18 protein-coding genes and 1 pseudogene are annotated in these 22980 nt (G+C 58.6%); 14 read left to right on the top strand and 5 right to left on the bottom strand.

The annotated features are described in order from the left end of the window. Nucleotides 1–3: 3 nt before the first annotated feature. From trpCF to trpA, 3 genes are read left to right on the top strand one after another with little or no spacing between them, the layout of a single operon-like run. Nucleotides 4–1431: a bifunctional indole-3-glycerol-phosphate synthase TrpC/phosphoribosylanthranilate isomerase TrpF gene (gene trpCF / locus QP970_RS08555; protein WP_239269584.1), complete on the top strand. Its 1428-nt coding sequence runs from the start codon at nt 4–6 to the stop codon at nt 1429–1431. Nucleotides 1432–1433: 2 nt separating this feature from the next. After that, complete coding sequence (gene trpB, locus QP970_RS08550; RefSeq protein ID WP_239269583.1) at nt 1434–2636, top strand: tryptophan synthase subunit beta; 1203 nt, start codon at nt 1434–1436, stop codon at nt 2634–2636. Nucleotides 2637–2638: 2 nt separating this feature from the next. Continuing rightward, nucleotides 2639–3481, top strand: a complete 843-nt coding sequence (trpA, locus tag QP970_RS08545; RefSeq protein WP_239269582.1) for a tryptophan synthase subunit alpha — start codon at nt 2639–2641, stop codon at nt 3479–3481. A 92-nt stretch (nt 3482–3573) separates the two neighbouring features. Here the strand turns inward: trpA and QP970_RS08540 are convergent, their stop codons facing one another. Then, nucleotides 3574–4785: a dicarboxylate/amino acid:cation symporter gene (locus QP970_RS08540; protein WP_239269581.1), complete on the bottom strand. Its 1212-nt coding sequence runs from the start codon at nt 4783–4785 to the stop codon at nt 3574–3576. A 200-nt stretch (nt 4786–4985) separates the two neighbouring features. Between QP970_RS08540 and QP970_RS08535 the strand changes: the two genes are divergently transcribed. The 5 genes from QP970_RS08535 to QP970_RS08515 all read left to right on the top strand — a co-directional run bounded on the left by QP970_RS08535 (nt 4986) and on the right by QP970_RS08515 (nt 7896). Further along, nucleotides 4986–5465: an SdpI family protein gene (locus QP970_RS08535; RefSeq protein WP_370658460.1), complete on the top strand. Its 480-nt coding sequence runs from the start codon at nt 4986–4988 to the stop codon at nt 5463–5465. Nucleotides 5466–5773: 308 nt separating this feature from the next. Continuing rightward, nucleotides 5774–5989 (top strand): catechol 1,2-dioxygenase, encoded by a 216-nt coding sequence (locus QP970_RS08530; RefSeq protein WP_239269580.1) that lies wholly within the window; start codon nt 5774–5776, stop codon nt 5987–5989. A gap of 117 nt (nt 5990–6106) precedes the next feature. Then, nucleotides 6107–6472: a Rieske (2Fe-2S) protein gene (locus QP970_RS08525; protein ID WP_239269579.1), complete on the top strand. Its 366-nt coding sequence runs from the start codon at nt 6107–6109 to the stop codon at nt 6470–6472. A 131-nt stretch (nt 6473–6603) separates the two neighbouring features. Further along, nucleotides 6604–7578 carry a bile acid:sodium symporter family protein gene (locus QP970_RS08520; protein ID WP_239269578.1) on the top strand — a complete coding sequence of 325 codons (975 nt, stop codon included), beginning with the start codon at nt 6604–6606 and terminating at the stop codon, nt 7576–7578. 6 nt (nt 7579–7584) lie between these two features. Then, on the top strand, nt 7585–7896 hold the full coding sequence (locus tag QP970_RS08515; RefSeq protein ID WP_239269577.1) for a hypothetical protein: 312 nt from the start codon (nt 7585–7587) through the stop codon (nt 7894–7896). A 7-nt stretch (nt 7897–7903) separates the two neighbouring features. Here the strand turns inward: QP970_RS08515 and QP970_RS08510 are convergent, their stop codons facing one another. The 4 genes from QP970_RS08510 to QP970_RS08495 are packed head-to-tail and all read right to left on the bottom strand — an operon-like array spanning nt 7904 to nt 11040. Then, entirely contained in the window at nt 7904–8236 is a 333-nt protein-coding gene (locus QP970_RS08510) for a branched-chain amino acid transporter permease (RefSeq protein WP_239269576.1), read from the bottom strand. Beyond that, nucleotides 8237–8968: an AzlC family ABC transporter permease gene (locus QP970_RS08505; RefSeq protein ID WP_284772021.1), complete on the bottom strand. Its 732-nt coding sequence runs from the start codon at nt 8966–8968 to the stop codon at nt 8237–8239. Between the two features lie 39 nt (nt 8969–9007). Beyond that, nucleotides 9008–9604 carry a YqgE/AlgH family protein gene (locus tag QP970_RS08500; protein WP_005275922.1) on the bottom strand — a complete coding sequence of 199 codons (597 nt, stop codon included), beginning with the start codon at nt 9602–9604 and terminating at the stop codon, nt 9008–9010. Further along, the gene (locus tag QP970_RS08495) at nt 9604–11040 is read right to left on the bottom strand and encodes a CCA tRNA nucleotidyltransferase (RefSeq protein WP_023029759.1); all 1437 of its coding nucleotides are present in this window, start codon (nt 11038–11040) and stop codon (nt 9604–9606) included. The genes QP970_RS08500 and QP970_RS08495 overlap by 1 nt, the downstream gene beginning before the upstream one ends. Before the next feature lie 193 nt (nt 11041–11233). Here QP970_RS08495 and QP970_RS08490 point away from each other — a divergent pair. From QP970_RS08490 to pepN, 6 genes and pseudogenes are all read left to right on the top strand, one after another. Continuing rightward, nucleotides 11234–11734, top strand: a pseudogene (locus QP970_RS08490) (NUDIX hydrolase); the annotation flags it as partial. A gap of 89 nt (nt 11735–11823) precedes the next feature. Then, nucleotides 11824–13965, top strand: a complete 2142-nt coding sequence (locus tag QP970_RS08485; RefSeq protein ID WP_284869854.1) for a DUF6049 family protein — start codon at nt 11824–11826, stop codon at nt 13963–13965. Between the two features lie 20 nt (nt 13966–13985). After that, nucleotides 13986–17423 carry a murein biosynthesis integral membrane protein MurJ gene (gene murJ, locus QP970_RS08480; RefSeq protein WP_284869853.1) on the top strand — a complete coding sequence of 1146 codons (3438 nt, stop codon included), beginning with the start codon at nt 13986–13988 and terminating at the stop codon, nt 17421–17423. A gap of 111 nt (nt 17424–17534) precedes the next feature. Continuing rightward, complete coding sequence (locus QP970_RS08475) at nt 17535–18068, top strand: YceI family protein (RefSeq protein ID WP_239269571.1); 534 nt, start codon at nt 17535–17537, stop codon at nt 18066–18068. 533 nt (nt 18069–18601) lie between these two features. Then, the gene (locus QP970_RS08470; RefSeq protein WP_239269570.1) at nt 18602–20317 is read left to right on the top strand and encodes an RNA/DNA-binding domain-containing protein; all 1716 of its coding nucleotides are present in this window, start codon (nt 18602–18604) and stop codon (nt 20315–20317) included. 69 nt (nt 20318–20386) lie between these two features. Continuing rightward, a complete protein-coding gene (gene pepN, locus QP970_RS08465; RefSeq protein WP_239269569.1) occupies nt 20387–22906 on the top strand; it encodes an aminopeptidase N in 2520 nt (839 codons plus the stop codon). Nucleotides 22907–22980 lie beyond the last annotated feature (74 nt).

Here is a 22980-nt window from a genome sequence, read left to right as displayed (position 1 = left end):
GAAATGACAAAACAGAAACTGCCGACGGTGCTCGAGGGGATTGTGGCTCAGCGCCGCACTCACCTTGCCGGCATTCGCGAGCGCATCGCCCACGTAGATGTGGACAAGCTTGAGCCGTCTCGGCGTTCGCTTTTTGCGGCGCTCAATGGCACCAATCGCTTCATCATGGAGTGCAAGTCTGCATCGCCATCACTCGGAATGATTCGCGAGGATTACCGCCCCGGCGAAATCGCGCGCGTCTATTCCCGCTACGCGAATGCCATTTCCGTGCTGTGTGAGCCGGAGCGGTTCGGCGGGGATTACGATCACCTCCAGACCGTAGCCCAGTCCACGCACCTGCCGGTTTTGTGCAAGGACTTCATCGTCGATCCGGTTCAGGTCTATGCCGCGCGCTACTACGGCGCGGATGCGATTTTGCTCATGATGTCCATCGTGGATGATGAAACTTTTGCACAGCTGAAGTCCTTGGCGGATAAATTAGGACTAGATGTACTGACTGAAGCCATCACCAAGGAGGAGGTGGACCGGGCGCTATCCTTCGGGGTGGAGATCATCGGCATTAATAACCGCAACCTCCATGACTTGAGCATCGACCTCTCCCGCACCGAGCAACTCGCCGGGTACGTGCCTGACGATAAGGTCGTCGTCTCCGAATCCGGTATCCGCGATAACCACACCGTCCGGCGTTTAGGTGCCCACGCCAATGCCTTCCTCGTCGGCTCCCAACTCACCTCTCACGAGGACATCGACCGCGCCGCCCGGGATCTGCTCTTCGGCGCGAATAAGGTGTGCGGGCTCACCGCCACCTCCACGGCCCAAGCCGCCCGTGCCGCCGGTGCCCGCTACGGAGGGCTCATCTTCGCCCCGGATTCCCCGCGCAATGTTTCACGTGAAACCGCCGAGAAAATCATCGCCGCCGAGCACGGCTTGGATTTCGTAGCAGTCAGCCGCAGCGACGACCCCGCAGAGTTGCGGGCCGCGGCGGCGACCCGCGGGCTATCCGGAATCCAGTTGCACGCCCCGTTCCAGGGCAACTTGGATGGCGAGCTGGCGCTGATCGAGCGTGCCCGCGCGGTGCTCGCGGACACCGATGCCGAGTTTGTCTGGCGGGCCATCGACATGACCAACCCCCAGTGGATAGAGATGGCGCCGGAACTCGCCGCGCGTGTGGACCGCCTCGTGCTCGACTCGGGTAGGGGAGGCACCGGCCAAAGATTTGATTGGGCGTCGATCCCGGAAGACATCAAAGCTCACAGCCTCCTGGCAGGGGGCCTCAGTCTAGACAACCTGGAAGGCGCGCTCCGCGTGGGTACCGCTGGGCTCGACCTGAATTCAGGATTAGAAACGCGCCCCGGGAACAAAGACGCCGCCCTGATTTCTCAAACCTTCCGCACCATCCAATTATTCAACCAACCAGACAAGAAAGATTAACCATGCCCGATTCACGTGAAACACTCCTTCCCGCGTACTTCGGGGAATTCGGCGGTCAATACGTCCCGGAATCCCTCATCCCCGCATTGGATCAATTGGAGCAGGCGTTTGTTGATGCCCAAAATGATCCCAGGTTCCGCGAAGAGCTCGCCGGATTGCTGCGCGACTACCTGGGTCGTCCAACCCCCGTTACCGAGGTAAAAAAGCTCGGCGGGAAGGCGCGGATCTTCCTAAAGCGCGAAGACCTCGTCCACGGCGGGGCACACAAGACCAACCAAGTGCTCGGACAGGCCCTCCTGGCAAAGCGTATGGGCAAAAAGCGAATCATTTCCGAGACCGGCGCGGGCCAGCACGGCACGGCAACGGCATTAGCGTGTGCGCTGCTCGATCTCGAATGCGTGGTCTACATGGGCGCCAAGGATGTCCAGCGCCAGCAACCGAACGTCTTCCGCATGGAACTCATGGGCGCGAAGGTCATCCCCGTTGATACCGGATCCGGAACCCTGAAGGATGCCGTCAACGAGGCCCTGCGCGATTGGACCGCTACCTTCCATGAATCGCATTACCTGCTCGGCACCGCGGCGGGGCCGCACCCATTTCCCACCATCGTGCGCGAATTCCACCGCGTCATTTCTACCGAAGCCAAGGCGCAGCTGATCGAGAAGACGGGCGGCCTTCCCGATCTCGTCGTCGCCTGCGTGGGCGGCGGCTCCAACGCCATCGGCATGTTCGCGGACTTCATTGACGAGGACGCGGTGGAATTGGTCGGCGCCGAACCAGGCGGTGCGGGCCTCGACTCCGGCGAACACGGAGCCACCATCAACAACGGCACCGTGGGCATCCTCCACGGCGCGCGCAGTTACCTCATGCGCAATTCTGACGGTCAGGTTGAAGAATCCTATTCCATCTCTGCGGGTTTGGACTACCCCGGCGTGGGCCCACAGCACGCGCACCTTCACGCAACCGGCCGAGCAAAATACGTGGGAATCACGGACGCCGAGGCCCTAGAGGCATTCCAACTCTTGTCCAAGAAGGAAGGCATCATTCCCGCCCTCGAATCCTCCCACGCGCTGGCCTATGCCCTCAAACGCAAAAACGAGGACATCACCATCTTGGTCTCACTATCTGGCCGCGGCGATAAGGACATCGACCATGTCCGCCACACGCTGGAATCCCACCCCGAACTGCAACTCAAGGAGAACTAATCATGGGCAGCCGTTATGATAAGCTTTTTGCCGCGTTGCGTGAGAAGAATGAGGGCGCGTTTGTCCCTTTCATCATGCTGGGCGATCCGACCCCTGAGGCCAGCCTGGAGATCATCCGGACCGCAGTCGCCGCCGGGGCCGACGCCTTGGAGCTCGGCGTCCCCTTCTCTGACCCAGTGGCGGATGGTCCCACCATCCAGGCTTCGCATATCCGCGCCCTCGATGGGGGAGCAACTCTTGATAGTGCTTTGGATCAGGTGCGGACGATTCGTTCCGAGTTCCCTGATTTGCCCATCGGCATGTTGATCTATGGGAACGTTGCCTTCGCCCGCGGAGTGGAGCAATTCTATGCGGAGTTCGCGGACGCTGGCGCCGATAGCATTTTGCTTCCCGATGTCCCCGTACGCGAAGGCGCCCCATTCATCGCCGCGGCAAAAGAAGCCGGTATCGACCCCATCTTCATCGCCCCCGCGCGCGCCGCGGAGCGCACGCTCGCCGGCGTTGCCGAGCATTCACAGGGATATATTTACGCCATCTCCCGTGATGGCGTCACGGGAACCGAGAAGGAATCCGAGACCACCGGCCTCGACGAGGTCGTCGCCAGCATTCAGCGCTTTGATGGTCCACCGGTGCTGCTCGGTTTCGGTATCTCCTCACCGCAGCACGTCGCCGATGCCATCGCCGCAAACGCCGCGGGCGCCATTACTGGGTCCGCGATCACCAAGATCATCGACCGCCATGTTTCACGTGAAACCGGTGCCGCTGGGACGATCGAGGATGCCGATGCCTTGCACGCTGAGCTGACCGACTTCATCTCCGCGATGAAGGAAGCGACCAAGCGTTAGAGCCTTCCGGACGGTAGCGCCAAAAAGCCCCCTGGCTTCCTCCCACATTTGTTGGGTGGGGAAGCCAGGGGGCGCAAATGTTTCACGGGAAACTAGGCCGCAGTCTCCGCCTCTTCTTCATTGAGAGTATCGACCTTATCGCGGGCGAACTTATCGACGACCATCGCAATGGCACCATCGCCGGTCACGTTCGCTGCGGTGCCGACGGAGTCAATCGCTATATAAGCGGCGATCATCAGCGCCACCATTCCGTCATCGAAGCCCATCATATCCGCCAAAAGGCCAACGGCCACCATAACGGCACCACCCGGCACGCCTGGTGCGGCGATCATCATGATTCCCAGCAGGAAGATAAAGCCAAGGCCGGTGCCAGTGCTGATATCCATATTCGCCATAAAGACGATGGCGAAGGCATAAAGCGTCAGCTTCATCATGGACCCGGACAGGTGAATTGTCGCGCACAGCGGGATCACAAAGCTCGCGACCGGCTTCGAAATGCCGTTACGCAAGCTGGATTCCAAAGACACCGGAATGGTCGCAGCAGAAGATGACGTACCCAATGCAGTGAAGTATGCCGGCAGCATATTCCGCAGGGCCTTAAAAGGATTCTTTCCTGCGATTGCACCGGCAACCACATACTGGAGCACGAGGTACACCAGCGTCATGACCACTGCCAGGATCAGTACCTTCGCAAAGGCAGAAAGGACGTCGCCAATATTGCCATTCATACCCAGGCCAAGGAACATGCCGAAAATGTAGAACGGCAAGATGGGAATAACGAATCCCCAAATGACCTTAACCACCACATTTTCCAGTTCCTTGGTGACGGTATAGAGCGTATCGGACTTCACCGACGTCATGGCGACACCAATGCAGAAGGAAAGCAATAGCGCCGTCATCACCTCAAACGGTGGTGCCATCTCCACCTCGAAATAAGGTGAGAGGGAGCCTTCGTCCACGTCCGATACGTTGGTCACTAGGGTTTGGCCCGCCAGCATCGAAGGATAGAGCCACTGTGCCAGGCCATAGGCAATCAATCCCGAGAGAATGGTGGAACCGTAGGCGATGCCCGCCGTAACCCCCAACCATTTTCCTGCGCCCTTGCCAAGACCGGCGATCGCCGGGGCGACAAGGGCGAAAATCAGCACAGGAATGAAGAAGTTGAGGAAGTTACCAAAGAGCCCGTTAAAGGTGGCAAAGGCTCGACCGAACCATTCGGGCGCAAAGAAGCTGACGACAATGCCAAGCACGATGGCGAGAACGATGCGGAAAAGGAGAGAGTCCGCTATTTTCTTGAGATTCATGCAATCACAATCAGGTTAGGTGTTCCCAGTCCGGGGACTCACTTGTGTGTGGTTCGACGGAAGGAGAGACAACGTGGTGCAGGTGCAAAATCGAGCGAATATCTATCGATCGATCCAAATTGAATATTACCCGAGCCGCCTTATATTTAAGACACAAGCCCCGTAGCTTAATTTCCAATATCGCGTTGCAGGATTAAACTATGGATATGGTCGCAGTGGGAATCATATTTTTAATCCTTGCCGTTTTCCTTATCGCGGTGGGCGCACTCGCCGCCACCAAGCGGTTGCCCGGCAATAAATACATCGGCTTGCGCTTACAAGAGATCCGAAAGTCACGTGAAGCGTGGGATAACGCCCACGCCGTTGCGGGCCCCTTCTGGGCCCTTGGCGGAGTTTCGCTGCTTTTCGGCGGCGTCGTAGCCTTCCGCGCGGAAGGTTGGATGTGGCTTATTCCGGTCACCACTTTCGTAATCGCTATCCTCGCGCTTTCCGTCGGCTCAAACCTTGGCTCGCGCGCGGCGTTTCTTTATGAGCAAGCGCATGCCGATGACGATGGTTGTGGCGATAGCTGCAACTGCGGCTCCGGAGGCTGCGGTGGGGAGGAGGCCACAGACTCCGCCGCTCAACCCGAGGTTGATCTGGGTGCCCTCCGCCAGGCCGCTCGCCACTCTGATAATTAAATAACTATCTTTTGAGTTTCTTTCTCCCTCCCTTTCCTGTCCGGCAATCGCGCCACACAGGGACGGGTCAGGGAGAGTTTTTATGACACTGTGACGTTATTATTCCAACCACGGAATCCCACACTTTTCGTCACAACTAAATTAAGTTGGGGGTATTTAACGACTCGTACCTATGTTGGACTCCATCTATAGTTGCGCGTCTCAACCTACGGGGATTCCTGTGGGCATTCCTAGAACTCGCATAGAGGTTCCGCAGAGCTCGGCTCCGCCACTACACCTAACGCGGGGAAGGGTTGACAATGGGAGACATGAAGAAAACCACAGCCCTCGCCGCAATCGCCGTTTCCACCTTCAGCATCGGTACCTATGTCGCCGACTCCCACCGCGTCGAACCTGAATCGCACGCCGCAGGAGGGGACGGGCCACATCCCATCGTTAATGACATAGGTCTAGATTCCGGCACCTATGAACTCACACCCACCGAGGCTGGGCCGGTCGCAACCTGGAACGGCAATCTGTCCTAATTTCGTGTTTCACGTGAAACCTACACTGAGCCATTTCACTTTAGCTGCCCCGAAATATGATTAACCGTTGCCGAAATCATGTTCCGGCCGTGAACCATTCAGGATAGAGTAGAGGCTATGACTATCTGTTCGCGCCGCATGTTCTTGCTCGGATCCGCTACGACTTTCGCAGGTGCATACCTCGCGGCCTGCGGCTCAGAACCGTCCGCGGAAATCGCGGCAACGGACATTCCAGTAGGCTCCGGGATCATCGTCGACAGGGTTATCTTCACGCAGCCGAAAGAAGGGGAGTTTAAGGCCTACTCCCAAACCTGCCCGCACCAACAAAACCCCATTACAGAAATCGACGGTATGACTGCTACCTGCACGGCGCATCATACGTCCTATAACCTGAAAGATGGTTCGGTCATTGAAGGACCTGGCCGAGACCCACTCAAAGAATTTGGGGTAAGCCAAGAGGGTACAAAGGTCACTACAGCGTAAATCCCCGCGGACGCTTCACCCTCTACGCCCATCGTTTCACGTGAAACCATGAGACTCAATGGGAGTACGCAGAAGAAAATTATCCGCACTACCTTTCGTGGAACCAAGCGAGACGGTTTACACTTTGGGTCATGCTGCACAGACTTAAAAAGCCGGATCCGCTCATCGTCCTCATCCTTACGGCCGTCGCAATCGCGATCATTGCACCGGCCCGCGGCACCTTCGCTGACGTCTTTGGCAGCCTGACGAATGTGGCGATCGCGCTGTTGTTTTTTCTCTACGGCGCGCGGCTATCCACCCAAGAAGCTCTAAACGGGCTTAAGCACTGGCGGCTCCACATCACGATTCTTGCTTTCACGTTCGTGATTTATCCCCTCATCGGTCTGGCCCTGCGGCCCCTTACCGAGTTCATCACTGACGATATGTACATGGGGATCCTATTCCTTACGCTGGTCCCGTCCACCGTGCAGTCTTCCGTGGCTTTTACTTCCATTGCCAAGGGCAACGTATCTGGAGCAATTGTCTCCGCCTCAACCTCTAACTTGGCCGGCGTCTTCATCACGCCTGTCCTGGTCATGGTGCTCATGGGTACCGGTTCCGGCCTACATATCGATACCTCCGTCTTTGGGGAAATCTCCCTCTTGCTTCTCGCGCCATTCATATTGGGCCAATTAACCCGGCGCTGGATTGCGGACTTCGCTCAGAGCAAGGCCACAAAGGTGGTCGACCGCGGCTCCATTGCCATGGTGGTCTATTCCGCATTTTCTAAGGGCGTGGTCGATGGAATCTGGTCCTCCATCTCTATCTGGGAGATCGTGTTCCTCGTGGTTTTCGCCGCAGCCTTCGTCATTTTCATGTTGTGGCTGACGCGGTTTATCTCCGGGAAGCTAGGATTTTCTCGTGCCGATATCATCGCGATCCAGTTCTGTGGCTCTAAGAAGTCTTTGGCTACCGGCCTTCCCATGGCCTCGGTCATCTTTGCCTCAGGGTCGACATCGCTCGGGCTATTGATCCTCCCGCTCATGATTTACCACCAGGTGCAGCTGATGATCTGTTCTGTGTTGGCCTCCCGGTACGCACAGGAGGACGAGGAGCAACTACACTAAGTGCCCATGGCTAATTACCTTTATGTGCGCACCGAGCTTTCCGTCCCAGGAGTGGGCTCAGCGGTCCACCTCGCAGAATTAGAAGAACACGACGCCCAACGCTGCCGCATGCACCGCATGATCGCTTTGGATCCCGCGGATTCCGTGGTCGGGGTAGCGACCCCGGATAGTTCCACGGGAAACGTGGACACGCCGCAAGAAGTAGTTCCGCACCCCGATACCTACGATGAGTTCCCGGATATTAGCGCCCAGTACATGGACCAAGAACAATTTGAAGCGCTGTGGACGGAAGCCACCACAAAGTTTGGGCTTAGCTAGCCGCGGCCTACAGCACCAGGTTCACCAGGATCATGTAGAACGCGGTACCGCCGAATATGGATAATCCGGAATCGCGCTTCCACTTGTGTAGTCCGACGGTAACTAGCACGCCCAAGAGCACCGGCCACAGCCCGCCGGTGCCATCCGCCTGTCCGGCAACGGCATAGACCACCAAGATGGTCATGACGCCTACGGGCATCATCAAGCCCAGCAGCGAAAAGAACTCGCTATCCTTCATCCACTTCTTCGCGGAGAAGGGAAGCTCCCGCAATAAGACGGTCACGATGCCTACAGGGATGAGCACTGCAGCAATCGCCCCTAAACTGACTCCGTCCGGCATTTAGTTATCCTCCTTCACGGTCGTGGAGGGAAGGGGCTGCAGCCGCCAGGTAAGCGCGTTATCCGCGCGCGGTGACAGGTAGCGAATGATGAGCAACAAGAAATAGGCGCTCAGGGAGACCATCAGCAGCTGCCCCGGGGTGATGAAAGCGGCGAGGATGCCCAAGGCCGCGGCCGATAGCGGTAGGGACAGATCCTGATTGTTGCGGAAGGAGTCCATCGCCAAGACAACGAATAGGGCGACGAGGGCGAATTCCATTCCCTCGACGGAAGAGGGGATTACCTGGCCGGCGAGCGCGCCAACGATGCCGCCGCCTACCCACAGAATTTGGCAAAAGATTTGTATGCTCAAAATGCGGGTGCCGGTAGGCCGCTCCTCGCGCGGGAGCGCCGAGACGATGGCATACGTTTCATCCGTGAGGGCATAGGTGGAATAGGCCTTGCCCACGGGGGAATTAATCCGTTTGCGGGGGAATGTTAGCCCATAGAAGATATGGCGGAAATTCACCATAAACCCGGTAAGGAGCGAGGACAGCGCGGAAACACCGCCGGTAACCATGGAGATGGCGAGAAACTCCATAGAGCCGGCGTAGATAACGATGGAAAATATGGGCGTCCACCACCAGCTAAAGCCGGATTGCACCATCAGGAGGCCAAAAGCCAAGCCCAATGGAATTAGCCCGAGAGCCACCGCCCACGTGTCTTTAATGCCCTTGTGGATTTCCTCGCGCATACGGGTCAGTGTAACCGATCACATACCGGCCGCTAGGAATTAATTATCATCCACATTCACGGGATAGGTGGAATACAGCGGCAGGGGCATAGGCTGGCGTTTCATGACATCGGCCCACAAATCGGCCGGGCCTGGGGCCACCACGTCCTGCGCTAGGGCGGGCGCCACGAACCATTCGCCGGCCTCGATTTCTTCCTCCAGCTGCCCGGGACCCCACTCGGCGTAACCGGCAAACATTCGCATGCCGGTCACCAGCGGCTCGATATCTTCTGGGTTGGAGCGCAGATCCACGTGCGCTAGGCGCGGTGCGAGGCGGTTGAGCTGTTCTTCTTTATCTGGGTCCACGCCTTGCTTGGTCTGCGCCAGGCCCACGACGGATTGCTGGTTGAGCGGACCACCGATATACAGCGCCTGCGGTTTAGCAACGACGGGCATCCATTCTGGGAGCACATTAAAAATGGCCACCTCTGAGCGCTTGGTAAGGTCCACGCCAAAGGTCATCATGTCATTGTGCTCGACCAATAAGATGACGGAGCGGGCGAATTCCGGGGACAACATCCCTGGTGCGGACACGAGTAATTGCCCAGGGGCGGGATCGTTGCGCTCGAGGGCATTAAATAATCTATCGGCAAACATCACTGTTTAGACTCCCACCACTGGCGCAACTTCGCAATAGCTTCTTCCCGCTCGAGGGGGCCGTACTCCAGGCGCATTTCCTTCAAATAGGACCACGCCTGTCCCACTTCGGGGCCAGGGGAGAGGCCTAGGATCTCCATGATCTCGTTGCCATCGAGATCCGGACGCACCCGCGCGAGGTCTTCCTTACGGCCAATCTCCTCGATTCGCTCCTCCAATTGGTCATAGGTGCGCTGCAAACGCCGCGCCTTCTTGGCATTGCGGGTAGTGCAATCGGCGCGCACCAGCTTGTGCAGGCGGGGGAGGAGGTCACCGGCATCGTTGACGTAGCGCCGCACGGCAGAATCGGTCCATTGATTTTCCCCAAAACCGTGGAAACGCATGTGCAAGTAGACCAACTGGCCAATATCTTCCGTCGTGGCCTTGGGGTATTTCAGCTTCCGCAGGCGCTTGCGCGTCAACTTGGCGCCCACCACCTCGTGGTGGTGGAAAGAAACCTTGCCGTCGGTGTTATCGAAGGTATCGGGCTTGCCGATGTCATGCAGCAATGCGGCCCACCGCAATACCAAGTCGGGACCGTCCTCTTCTTGATCCATGGCTTGGCGCAGCACCTTCAGCGAGTGCGCGTAAACATCCTTGTGCTGGGCGTGCTCGTCCGTGGTCATGCGCAGGGCGGGGATCTCCGGGAAGATGTAATCCGCAATCCCGGTATTGACCAGCAGATCGATGCCATCCCACGGGGCTTTGCCGCACATGAGCTTATCCAGCTCCACTTGGACGCGCTCTACCGTGATGCGCTGAATCTCTGCCGCCATATCGCGCATGGCGGCTACCACGCGGTCTGCCACGTGAAACTCCAATTGGGACGCAAAGCGCGCAGCGCGCAGCATCCGCAGCGGATCATCGTGGAAGGAGATTTCCGGTTTATCCGGGGTATCGAGCACCTTATTGGCCACATCGTGGAGGCCGCCAAGGGGATCGTGGAACTCAAAGGTGGCATCGGCAAGCAACTCAATGGCCATCGCGTTGACCTTGAAATCGCGCCGCACCAGATCGCCCTCCAGGCTATCGCCGTAGATGACCTCGGGGTTGCGGGACTGCCCATCATAGGAATCGGAGCGGAAGGTGGTGATTTCAATCTGCTGGCCCTTGTACACGGCGGACACAGTGCCATAGGCGATGCCGGTATCCCACACCGTTTCGGCCCACTCATCCAGGATTTCCTTGACCACCTCCGGGCGCGCTGGGGTGGTGAAGTCCAGATCATTGCCCAAGCGGCCGAGGAGGGCATCGCGCACCGAGCCGCCCACGAGGTAGAGGGCATGCCCGCGCGCGCTGAATTTGTCTACCAGCCCGCTCAATAAGCCACTGAGCGAGTTCACGGTAGACTCCGCGCGCGCAAGAACGCCGATTAACTGAGTGTCCTGAAAATTCACGGGTGAGAGTCTACTACGATTGGCAGGGATGACTAACCAAGAACAAGGCTCCGCGCAAGGCCCCTCCAAAGGAGGCGGCCGTAGCCGTAACCGGCGCCGGCGCCGGCGGCGGCCGGATAACCGCACGCGCCGCAACACCCAGCAGCGCAGGCAGCAACGCGGCGGCAATAATCACGGCGCCTCCACCGTCATGGAGACCCGCGATGAGACCTCTGCGGGCGGGCTCGTAATCTCTGGGCTGGCCGAGTGCGTCGACGGCAACGGTAAAGCGGACCTGTCCCGCGTCTACGTGGCTCTTATCGGGCGCCTAGACCGTCGCGGGCGTTTATTGTGGTCCATGCCCAAGGGGCACGTGGAAAATGGCGAGGCCAAGGAGGTCACCGCGGAGCGCGAGGTATGGGAAGAAACCGGTATTTCCGGCGAGGTTTTCGCTGACCTCGGCGTGATCGATTATTGGTTCGTTTCTGATGGCGTCCGCATCCACAAGACGGTGCACCACCACCTACTGCGCTTTGTGGACGGCATCATGAACGATGAGGATCCAGAGGTTACCGAGGTGTCCTGGATCCCCGTTTCTGAACTCATCGAGCACTTGGCGTACGCGGACGAACGCAAGCTCGCGCGCATCGCGCACGATCTCCTCCCCGATCTTGCACGAAAGGAAGCCGACGCAGGGAAAGCGACCCCACGCTAATGCACCAGCGCCTGAAATCACTCGCTGCGGCCGGCGGTTGCGCGGTACTTACCGGTTGGGGATTGTTCCTACCAAACGCGGCGGCCCAAATGGACTCTGTTCCGGACGAGCAGATGGATATCCAAGCCTGGTTGGGAGCGCGCGGGCCGGAGCGCGCCGATCTGGATCTTATCGATGCCCAGCCCTTTACCGTAGGCACTGACATGCGGCTGCGGTTCCGCGTGCATAACCCCACCGATCAGCCCTTGGAAGATCTGCAGGTAACTAGCCGCCGCGGCGATAGCGTTGCTGATGCGGCAGAAGCGCGGACGGAAATGGCCACCGGTAATTTTCCTTATTATGGCTCGGGCATGACCACCGCACCGCTGCAACCAGGTGAAACCCGGGAAATAAGCTTCACCGTGCCCAGTGGCTTAGATGCCGAGCGCACCTTGGCCATCAATGAACCGGGCGCTTATCCGCTGCTCTTTACCCTGACCGGCACTCTCGAGGGCGATGCGGTGAGCCTGGCGGAGGAGCGCTTTGTGGCCCAATTCTCTGACGAGGGCCCCACGGATGCCAAAGATACCGAGGCACCGGAAGAAACGGCACTAGAAGAAGGACACGACGAAGTCGAGGATTCCCAACCCCACGATCTCACGGTGGTCTATCCCATCAGCGCCAACCTAGACATCGTCCCCGGCGGGCTTGGGGGAGAAGAGCTCATCTTGTCCTCCGATGAGTTAGGGCACGAACTGCGCGAAGGCGGCCGCCTCGATAGGTTGGTTTCTACCTACGAGGATCATGACCTGCAGGGGGCGGGCTGTGTGGCCATCGACCCCGCGCTGCTCGATACCGTCAACCGCATGTCGCAAGGCTATACGGTCAATTCCACCCGCCCCGCCCAAGGCGATCGCCCCAAGCGCCTGCGCGATTCCTGGTCGCGGGGCAGTGACGATGACAAGGGGGAGCCAGGCGATGCGAAAAATGATGCCGAGCGGTGGCTGGAACGCCTGCGCGAGTTGGATTGCTTCATCGCCATGCCCTGGGCCAATGCGAATGCCTCTGCGGTAGCAAGGGCTAATAATCCCGCCCTTGTCTTTGAGGGTTTGCAGCGCGGCAACCAGACCATCGAACGCGTCCTGGGCAAGGCCCCGGCCAGCAATATCTTGGCGGTAGGTTCCGGCTATATTGACCAAAAATTGCCGGTGCCATCCCTTGTTGCGGATAACTCGAACTGGTCCGGCGAGGCCGCGACTTTCGATGCCTCCCTCGGCGCCCTGCTATCCCAAACCGGCTCCAAGCCGCAGACGGTTGGCTATTCCAACCCGGAGCTGCGCTATGACTACGCCAAAGATTCTGCTCTGTCCCGCGCCATCACGGGCGGGGCGGCCCTCAGCCTCGCGGGCGGGGAAGATACCGTGGCCAAGCTTCCCAACTACTTAGACCCTAGCGCGGCCGAGCATGCACTCGCCGCCGCGGAAGACTTGCTCGACTCCGGCCACTCCCGTCCCCGCGGGATCAGCGCGGTGGAATTGCAGCAGGGCGATCCGAACGCTCCCACCGGCAGCCCCTTTATCGATCCGGCGGTCTTTTCGGAGCCCGAATTGGCCCGCGTTGAGCAACAGGCGCGCTATACCGATGAGCTAATGAATATCGTGGTGGATGACCCTGATATCACCATGACGCGCTCTGAATTCGTGCTGCCACTGCGCCGCGATCTCCTCAATTCCTTATCGCTGAATAATCGCGATAGCTTGAGCACCCACGCCGCAGCGCGCCAGTCCTTTTCCCGCACCATGGAGATGCACTCCAATACGCTGCGGGATCTGCGCGATTCCGTCTCCCTCATCCCGCCGGGCAATGTTTATACCCGCGTATCTGAGTCATCGCCGCTGCTCATCGTGGCCGAAAATGGCCTGCCATTGCCGGTGGAGGCGAAGCTGCAATACGATGCCCCCGATGGCGCGCGGCTCAACACGCCCAAAAGCGTCCGTATTCCCGCTAAGGGCTCTATTACTGTATCCATGACCGCTGATATGCCGAAGGATGCGGATCGCACGGACATTGGGCTGTGGCTGGCCACTCCTAAAGATCAGACCATTTCGCAGCCCATCACTATCTCGGTGCAGACACGTGCCGGTATCGTAACCTTATACGCTGCCGGCATAGCCGGCGCTCTCGCGCTGGTTTTGGCTACGCTCTTTCGGCTTGGCCGTCACCGACGCAAAAATCACAAGGCTGAAAAGTAAAAGTTGAAGTTGTATCCTCTATGACCGAAAAAGATGGCCGCCAGGCCCACCACGCGGAGAAGGCACCTGCAGGCGCGGTAGACCCCACGGATACCGCCCCCAATGCGGAAGAAAACCGTGTCCCGGTTACCGCCGGCGCGCGCGGCCGCATCGTGCGCGCCTCTCCGCCCGCACCGGTACCAGAAAAGCGGCCCACCCCCTCAGTGCAGAACACGACCGTTCCCCCTGAGGAAGATAAGTCCGCGCTGACTGGCCGCAATGCGGAGATCGAGGCCTCCAATCAGGACGTCATCCGCGCGACGGGAACGATGGCCATCGCCACGCTGCTCTCGCGCATCACCGGCTTCCTGCGGCAGATGCTGATCGGCGCCACCCTTGGTGCCACTGTGGGTACGGCCTTTAGCAGCGCCAACCAGATCCCCAACCTGGTCACCGAAATCGTGCTGGGCGCGGTGCTGACCTCACTGGTGGTTCCGGTCTTGGTGCGCGCGGAGAAGGAGGACTCGGACCGCGGCGAAACCTTCGTCCGAAGACTTTTTACCCTGGCGTTTTCGATCCTGGGCATCGTTACCATCCTCTCCGTTATCTTCGCACCATTCTTAACAAGGATGATGCTGCCTGAAGATTCCAAGGCCAATGCCGTGCAGGCAGCATCATTGGCCTTCTTGCTCTTGCCGCAGATCCTGTTTTACGGCCTTTTCGCCCTCTTCCAAGCGGTCTTAAATACCAAGAATATCTTTGGCCCTGGCGCCTGGGCGCCGGTGGTCAATAACATCATCTCCATCAGCGTCCTGCTGGCGTATCGCTTTTTGCCAGGCCGCCTCGACCCGCACGAACCTACGCCGGTGGCGGATCCACACATCATGCTGCTGGGCCTGGGCACCACCACGGCGGTGATCGTGCAGTGCTTTATCCTTGTGCCGTACCTGAAAAAGGCCGGCATCAACCTGCGCCCGAAGTGGGGCCTCGATGCCCGCATCAAGCAATTCGGCGGCATGGCGCTGGCCATTATTACCTACGTGGCCATCTCCCAGCTGGGTTACGTCATCACCTCCCGTGTGGCGGCGTATGCCGATGCCGGTGCGCCGCTGGTGTACCAGAACGCATGGCTGATGCTGCAGGTGCCGTACGGCGTTATCGGCGTGACCTTGTTGACCGCCATCATGCCGCGGCTTTCGCGCAATGCCGCCGATGGCGATGTCGATGCCGTGGTGCGCGACCTCACCTTGGGTACCAAGCTGACCTTCATCGCGCTAATCCCCATCGTCATTTTCATGACGGGCTTCGGCGTGCCCATCGCCCGCGCGCTATTCCAGTACGGCGCCTACGGCGCGGATAGCGCAGAGCAGCTCGGCCTCACCATCAGTTTTTCCGCCTTTACCTTGATCCCATATGCGTTGGTGCTGCTGCACCTGCGCGTTTTCTACGCCAGGGAAGAGGCGTGGACGCCCACCTTCATCATTGCCGGCATCACGCTGACCAAGATCGTGCTGACCTTGCTGGCACCGCTGATGACCAGCAACCCAGACCGGGTGGTCATCCTCCTCGGTACCGCCAACGGCTTTGGCTTTGTCTCCGGTGCGGTCATCGGCGGCTTCCTGCTCAAGCGCAAGCTGGGCAGCCTGGGCGGCAAGGCCGTGACCCAGACGGTCCTGTGGTCCTCCGGTGCCGGCGCGGTAGGCCTGGTTGTCTCGTGGGCGCTGTACTGGCTCGTGCAATTGTTCTTGCCGGAGCAGCTGCCTTCGATCGTCTCGCTGGTCAATGTCGTCGTGCTGGGCATCGTCTTTGTGATTATCACTGGGTTGGTTCTGTCCAAGTCCTCCCTGCCCGAGGTGCAGAACCTGGCGCGCGCCCTCCAGCGCATCCCGGGAATGTCCCGGTTCATCACGGTGGACAATTCCAAGGCCATCGAGGTCGAGGAACCAGACCTGCAGGAAATCCAGCCGGTCTATACACAGGATTCCTTCAATGCCACCTTGGTCCCGCCACCAATGTCCGCCGGTATCGTCCGCGGCCCGCGCTTGGTCCCCGGCGCCCCCGTATCGGACGGTCGCTTCCGCCTCCTGCAGGATCACGGCGCTGTATCCGGCGCCCGGTTCTGGCAAGCCCGCGAACAAGCCACCGGCCGCCTCGTGGCGCTGACGTTCGTCGATACCAATACCCAGGCACCCATCGCGCCGTCGACGCCCACGGTCTCTGCCCGCCGCTCCGCCGAAATCTCCCGCAATACGCGGCGTTTGGCCGAGCTCAACCTAGAGACCATGGCGGATAATATCGAGATTTTGTCCTACCGCACCGGCTGCCTGGTGGTGGCGGATTGGTTTGAGGGCACCTCCCTCAAGCAGGTGGCAGAGGCAGATAACCTCGATCCCAATTCCGTTGCCCGCGCTACCGCGCCGCTGTTTGCCGATGCCGCCACGGCCCACGACGCCGGCCTCATCCTCGGCGTGGAGCACCGCGACCGCTTCCGCGTATCCACCTCCGGCATCGTCAAGGTTGCCTTCCCCGCGGTGCTGGATGGGACGTCTGCAGAAAGCGACCGCGAGGCCCTCAGCTCCGCGCTAAGCATGCTGGTTGAATCGACCGAACCATCGCCGAAGAAGCTGCGCGATATTTCCGATGACGCCAATCTCACCGCCGATGAGGCCGCAGAGCGCCTCGAAGAGGCACGGCTGGCCTTTGATGCTGCGGATGCAGAGACCCGCGAAGAGAAGCTGGAAGAGCTGCAGGAGGCGGAGGGGCTGACCTCGGCGGGCATCGCCAAGCGCCTGCGCGAATTTGCCCCGGAAGAGCAGGAAGAAAAGACGGAGGCCCTCCCCGTGGTCGTTGAAGATGAGCCCACGCAGGAAGAGGATCCGAAGCAAGAACCCGGCTTTGGCGGCCGCGGTTACTCGGGCTCTGGCGTCGTGGTCATCGGCATTTTCGCCACCATCTTCGTCGTGGGCATGGCGGCGCTGACGACGTGGGTGATGTCCCTGCTCAGCGATGTAGAAAAGACCAGTTCGGTTACCGAAACCGTGCAGGGCTCCACGATGATCCCGGATACCCCGCCAGTGCACCTCAAGGAATCATCCGCCATCACGGTGCCAGATGGCGAGGATAATGAGCAGCTTATCGATGGCAAGACGATCACCACCTGGTCCACGAAGGAATCCGGTTCCGGCGCCTTGGTCACCCTGGATAACCCGGCCCACCTTTCTGTCATGACCGTGACCCACACCAGGTCCAATGGCGCGCACTACGAAATCTATGGCGTTAATAAAGACGATTTCGATCCGAAGCACCCGCAGCTGAGCTCTCTTCCCAAATTGGCGGAAGGAAAGTTCAAGCACTTAAACGAGGAGCTGGAGCTAAAAGAAGCGCCCCAACAATTCGATGCCGCGCTCATAGTCATCACGGAACTGCCTAAGGCAAAAGAGGTTACACTGGGGGAGGTCCAGCTTGTAGGCCATCCTTAATGCCGAGGTCAGCGGGTTGGAAAAAGAATTTTTACTTCAAGGCTTGACTAAAACGCCCAATCGGGTATCGTAGTTGGTGTTACATCAACAACAACGTTAGGAGAAACAACCATGTCCCTCGCAGCAGGTACCTACACCATCGACAAAGAGCACACCGTCATCGGATTCGTTACCAAGCACGCCATGGTTACCAAGGTGCGCGGCAACTTCGGTGAGTTCGACGGCACCATCAACGTCGCCGAGAACATCGCTGACTCCACCGCAGAGGCCACCATCAAGGCTGCTTCCATCTCCACCGGCAACGAGGACCGCGATGGCCACGTAAAGAACGAAGACTTCTTCAACGTGGAGGAGTACCCAGAGCTTTCCTTCACCACCACCAACGTCAACGTTGATGAGGACGGCAACGGCACCGTCACCGGTGACCTGACCATCAAGGGCACCACCAAGTCCGTCGACCTCAAGGTTGAAGAGGTCGCTACCGCTGAAGACCCATTCGGCAACTTCCGCCTGGGCTTCGAGGCGCAGACCAAGATCAACCGCAAGGACTTCGGCATCGACTTCAACGCTCCGCTCAAGACCGGCGGCGTCCTCGTTTCTGAAGACATCAAGATCGAGCTCGAGGTTTCTGCCATCAAGCAGTAATCGCACTTCTTTGAAAACCTTGGGCTCTCACAGCCTCCTGGTTACCAATAACTAAAGCCCGCGCCGCGTATCCGCCCGGCCGCGGGCTTTAGTCGTATTCCCCAGGCAAATCTTTCAGGTTTGGTGCCTTGTCTGGGCAATTACTCGGCCAGCACAAAACAACTCCACAACAACTTCAAACAACTTGAATTTATACCTTGAGCTGCAGGTATGAAGAAGCGACCGAATTATATTAGTTGAGAGTTGTGTATAGTTATTTCAAACAACTTCTGGGTTCCGTGAAGCCCCAAGTATTCGCGAGTTAGCACCCCCGCCGGAAGTAGCAGTTTGCCCAAAATATCGAAGTTAGGCTGGGTTTTTAAAGAAATTCCTAGGTCCCTCGTTTAAAACCCTGGAATCGCCGCGCGATTTTAAGGTAAACAACTTCAAACAACTTGCTACTCTTCTGACCAGCACATCTGTTGTAATCGAGTAATTAAGCTTCGAGGAGTTGTGCACAAGTTGTTTGAAACAACTTGTGCTAGCATTCATTTATGTCTGAGGCAGAATTGCAGGCCGTTTACGCAGCTCTCAAAGCTATCGAGGAAGGTGCTACCGCCGATAGCCAAGAGAGTCAGGTTTTGGACTTCAAAGAAGATCCCACAACACATCCACAGAATCGAAACCCAGATGCTTCACTTACTGAATTCCTCATTGATGAAACCATATGCTTTTCCAACGCGAACGCCGGGGTTTGCCATATCGTCTTGGGCGTTTCAGATAAAAGGGCAGGTGCCGCAGCTTTTACCGGAACCTCACGCAGCATCGAATGGATTGAGCAGAAAATATTTAATGGTACTCAACCTGGAATCAGAGTAGAAGGAACTGAACTTAACTATTGCGGTCAGCGGCTTATTTGTCTGCGAATTCCCAAGGGGTTGACACTTTACCAACGCCCGAAAGGGCAGGCCAGCATTCGCAGAGGCACCTCGTGCGTGCCACTTTCTGAAGAAGAGCGGCGCTCCATCGCCTTTCAGCGCGCAAATCCGGACTTTTCTGCAGCTGAGTCCCGATATTCTTTCGAAGATTTGGATGCTACAGCCATCGATCAAGCGCGCCGGCTCCTCAAAAAAGCACGATCGGCTTCAGGTTCCTTAGATCGAGTACCCCACACGACCAATGAACTACTTTCCGAGCTCGGTCTTCTCACCCGCGATGGTCAGTTAACCTACGCCGCAGAAATCCTGTTCATTACTCCAGCCAACAGTCGAACTACCATCAGGCACTTGGCCCGTGAGGTACCTGGAGGAGATCCCCAGGCCACGGAAATATCTGCACCTTTGATCACCGCCTACCTGAGGCTAAAAGAGCTCGTAGCAACCGCAGCACGAACAGAAGTTGCACGCGTGACCTTCCCAAACGGGCAAGAGATTTCTATCCCAGCCTTTCCTGAGACCGCAGTGGACGAGGTCATTTCTAACGCTCTCGCACACAGGGATTGGGATGCTAGTAGTGCAGTAGTCATTGACCAATCACCGACAGCGCTTACTGTGTGGTCACCAGGACCGTTGCCAGTGGGAGTCACAGAAAAGCGAATCTTAACTACTCAATCGATTCCCCGCAATCCGCGACTCATGGCTGCCTTAAGAATGCTGGACCTTGCAGAGGAATCTTCACGGGGTTTCGACCGCATGTGGGCAGCGATGTTAGCTAGTGGACGCCATACCCCGGCTTTGCATACAGCGGAGAATTTTGTCGAAGTAAGCCTATCTTCTGGTGAGGTAGACAAGGACTTTGTCTATGCGTTAGCTAAATTAAACGACCATTACCCGGACAAGGCGTTCGAAAGTATCAATGGGTTACTTATCGCACGCCAACTCATGGATCACAAGATTTTGCTCAACCGATCCACAGCCGCTCTAATGCAGGTCACCGAGCAAGAAGCCCAAGATATTCTCCAGTGGTATTCGTCTATTGGATACCTGGAAAGGCTTCGGAACGCCGGGGAATGGATCCTGTCTGGTGACGCGAGGAAACTCATGGGATTGAATAAACAAGGAGCAATTTCATCGGCCTCAGTGCAAGATTGGATTTTGGCACAGCTTGAAGCAGGCGAAGTACTCTCCGCACGGGAGACGGCCGAGGAACTAGGTGTCGACAGAAAGGTGATAACTGATATCCTGCGCCATTTGAAAAAAATGGGACAAGCCACGATCGATCCATCGGGCCCACAAAGAGGCAGTAATACTCGGTGGATTGTCGCCGGTTGAAATGCTCCTCGCAGATTCAGGAGCACATCTTCCTGAGCCCAGCTTCTGCGGTAACTATAGTTTCTAACTATGACGACACAATGCTATAAATCCCAGCACGAGCTACTCCAAGAGCGCGCCGCAGCAGTAGACCTGCGGGCATACCACCTGCATTTGGACTTATCTCAGGTGAAGGAAAGCCCCACGTTTGGCGCGACGAGCTGCATCGAGCTCACCACCACCGAGCCCGAGCTTTTCCTGGACTACCTGGGAGAATCGGTAGAGCAGGTAACAGTTAACGGTCAGGCGCAGGACATCGACTTTGATGGCAGCCTTATCCGCCTCCACGGGCTACCGGTGGGGGAGGAGCTAACCATTGAGATCAGCGGCACCTCGCGCTACTCGCGTACGGGCCAGGGTTTGCACCGCATGCACGACCAGGCCGATGACGCGACCTATCTGTACTCGCACCTCGAGCCTTCCGATGCCCGCCGCATCTTCCCTTGCTTTGAGCAGCCCGACCTCAAGGCGCCGTTCCACGTCGCCATGACCGCGCCGAAGGACTGGCAGATCCTCTCCAACCAGCCGGAGACCGAGCGCGAGGAGCAGGGGGACAATGCCACGGTTCGCTTTGCGCCCACCCCGCCGCTCTCGACGTACCTCACCTCTTTTGCCGCGGGGCCTTATCAGTATCAAGAACGCGTCTGGACCTCGCCGGATGGCGAGCACTCCGCGCAGCTGCGCGCCTTTGCCCGCGCCTCCATGTTTGAGTACTTGGACGAGGAGATCTTGGAGCTTACCGCACAGGGCATGGACTATTTCCACGAGAATTTCGGCTTTGCTTACCCTTGGGGTAAGTACGATTCCATCTTCGTACCGGAATATAACCTCGGCGCGATGGAGAACCCGGGCCTGGTGACCTTTACGGAAAGCTATATCTTCCGCTCTAAGGCCACGCACAGCCAGAAGGCCGCTCGCGCAAATACCATCCTGCACGAGATGTCCCACATGTGGTTCGGCGATCTTGTCACCCCGCAGTGGTGGGACGATCTCTGGCTCAAGGAGTCCTTTGCCGAGTTCATGGGCGCCGATGCCTCCGTGCACGCCACCGCCTACGAAGAGGCGTGGGTCAACTTCGCTGGCGAGCGCAAGAACTGGGCCTACCTGCAGGATCAGCTTCCCACCACGCACCCCATCAAGGCCGAGATCCCAGACGTGGATGCCGCGCGCCAGAACTTCGATGGCATTACCTATGCCAAGGGCGCGGCCGTGCTCAAGCAGCTCGTGCACTACGTAGGCCGCGATAATTTTTACGCGGGCGCAAGGAATTACTTCCAGGAGCATGCCTTCGCCGCGGCCACCTTCGATGACCTGCTCACTGCCCTGAAAAAGCACACCGACCGCGACCTCGATTCCTGGTCAAAGGCGTGGCTGCGCACCTGGGGGCCGGATACACTTACCCCGGAGCTGCACACGGAGGGCGACAAGATCACCGAGCTCGCGGTGAGCGCCGAGGCCGAGGATACGACGCGGCCACACCGCCTGAGCGTGGCGCTTTTTGATGCCTCCTTGCACAAGTACCGCGAATTCGACATCGACCTTCCCGCCGGTGGCCACCGCACCATCGTGGATGAGGCGGCGGGGGAGAAGGCCCCGGCATTGCTGCTGCTTAACGATGCCGACCACACCTACACCAAGGTCCGCTTCGACGACGTTTCGCTTGCCACCATCAGCGATCACCTCTCCGAGGTCCAGGATGGGCTTAGCCGCGCGGTCATCTGGACCTCGTTGTGGAACCTCACTAGGGACGGGGAATGGAATGCGGAGGAGTACGTGGGGGTCGTCGCCAAGCACGCGCCCGCAGAGACCAATGCCACGCTGCTGACCACCGCTTACGGCAATGCGCACTTTGCCATCCAGCACTATGTGGCCGAAGACCGCCGCGAGCAGGTGCGCGCCGAATTCGCCGATGCACTGTGGGAACAGCTCGACGCCGCGGATCCGGGCTCCGATGCGCAGCTCATTCTGGCCCGCACCTCCATTGCCGCACTGGCCGCAACGCCTAAGGACTCCGGCACCGATCGCCTGCGTGACCTGCTCGCCGGCGCGGTGGCGGGCCTGCGCCTCGATCCGCAGATCCGCTGGTCCATCCTGCGCGCCCTAGCCGCCCGCGACGCCGTCAAACTGGATGAGTTGGAGGCAGAAAAGCAGCGCGATAATACGCTGACCGGCGCCGCCGAATTCTTGGGCGCTAGCCACGCCTTCCCCACGCCGCAGACCAAGCGGGCCGCCTTCAATAGCGCGCTAACGCCAGGGGAGTACTCCAATGCGGAGGTCGATGCCCTGCTGGCCGGCTTTAATGCCCCGCGCTCGGCGGAGCTGCAGGAAGAATTCGCCGAAGAGTTCTTCCGCCGCGTCGAAGAAATCTGGGATAACCACCCCATTGAGATAGCCAACCGGCTGATCCGCGGCCTCTACCCGGAATCTTCCATGGCGGAGTCCGCCACCACGGATCTCCTGCACAAGGATCTACCGGGTGCGCTGCGCCGCGTACTCCTAGAGTGCCGCGATCACCTGCGCCGCACCCTGCGCGTGCGCGCTCAGCAGTAGGCGGGTCAATAGACTGTACCGCCGCCGGCTCGCGCCGGAGTTCCCCTCGGGTCACAATTGCTTTAACACTTGTT

Source organism: Corynebacterium sp. MSK073, assembly GCF_030232085.1.
Classification (GTDB): Bacteria; Actinomycetota; Actinomycetes; order Mycobacteriales; family Mycobacteriaceae; genus Corynebacterium.
This window is presented reverse-complemented; position numbering and strand designations above follow the sequence as displayed.

What these genes read in the sequence shown, in the direction of transcription:
- trpCF (WP_239269584.1), top strand. Translation starts at nt 4, where the DNA reads ATGACAAAACAGAAACTGCCGACGGTGCTCGAGGGGATTGTGGCTCAG.
- trpB (WP_239269583.1), top strand. Translation starts at nt 1,434, where the DNA reads ATGCCCGATTCACGTGAAACACTCCTTCCCGCGTACTTCGGGGAATTC.
- trpA (WP_239269582.1), top strand. Translation starts at nt 2,639, where the DNA reads ATGGGCAGCCGTTATGATAAGCTTTTTGCCGCGTTGCGTGAGAAGAAT.
- QP970_RS08540 (WP_239269581.1), bottom strand. Translation starts at nt 4,785, where the DNA reads ATGAATCTCAAGAAAATAGCGGACTCTCTCCTTTTCCGCATCGTTCTC.
- QP970_RS08535 (WP_370658460.1), top strand. Translation starts at nt 4,986, where the DNA reads ATGGATATGGTCGCAGTGGGAATCATATTTTTAATCCTTGCCGTTTTC.
- QP970_RS08530 (WP_239269580.1), top strand. Translation starts at nt 5,774, where the DNA reads ATGAAGAAAACCACAGCCCTCGCCGCAATCGCCGTTTCCACCTTCAGC.
- QP970_RS08525 (WP_239269579.1), top strand. Translation starts at nt 6,107, where the DNA reads ATGACTATCTGTTCGCGCCGCATGTTCTTGCTCGGATCCGCTACGACT.
- QP970_RS08520 (WP_239269578.1), top strand. Translation starts at nt 6,604, where the DNA reads ATGCTGCACAGACTTAAAAAGCCGGATCCGCTCATCGTCCTCATCCTT.
- QP970_RS08515 (WP_239269577.1), top strand. Translation starts at nt 7,585, where the DNA reads ATGGCTAATTACCTTTATGTGCGCACCGAGCTTTCCGTCCCAGGAGTG.
- QP970_RS08510 (WP_239269576.1), bottom strand. Translation starts at nt 8,236, where the DNA reads ATGCCGGACGGAGTCAGTTTAGGGGCGATTGCTGCAGTGCTCATCCCT.
- QP970_RS08505 (WP_284772021.1), bottom strand. Translation starts at nt 8,968, where the DNA reads ATGCGCGAGGAAATCCACAAGGGCATTAAAGACACGTGGGCGGTGGCT.
- QP970_RS08500 (WP_005275922.1), bottom strand. Translation starts at nt 9,604, where the DNA reads ATGTTTGCCGATAGATTATTTAATGCCCTCGAGCGCAACGATCCCGCC.
- QP970_RS08485 (WP_284869854.1), top strand. Translation starts at nt 11,824, where the DNA reads ATGGACTCTGTTCCGGACGAGCAGATGGATATCCAAGCCTGGTTGGGA.
- murJ (WP_284869853.1), top strand. Translation starts at nt 13,986, where the DNA reads ATGACCGAAAAAGATGGCCGCCAGGCCCACCACGCGGAGAAGGCACCT.
- QP970_RS08475 (WP_239269571.1), top strand. Translation starts at nt 17,535, where the DNA reads ATGTCCCTCGCAGCAGGTACCTACACCATCGACAAAGAGCACACCGTC.
- QP970_RS08470 (WP_239269570.1), top strand. Translation starts at nt 18,602, where the DNA reads ATGTCTGAGGCAGAATTGCAGGCCGTTTACGCAGCTCTCAAAGCTATC.
- pepN (WP_239269569.1), top strand. Translation starts at nt 20,387, where the DNA reads ATGACGACACAATGCTATAAATCCCAGCACGAGCTACTCCAAGAGCGC.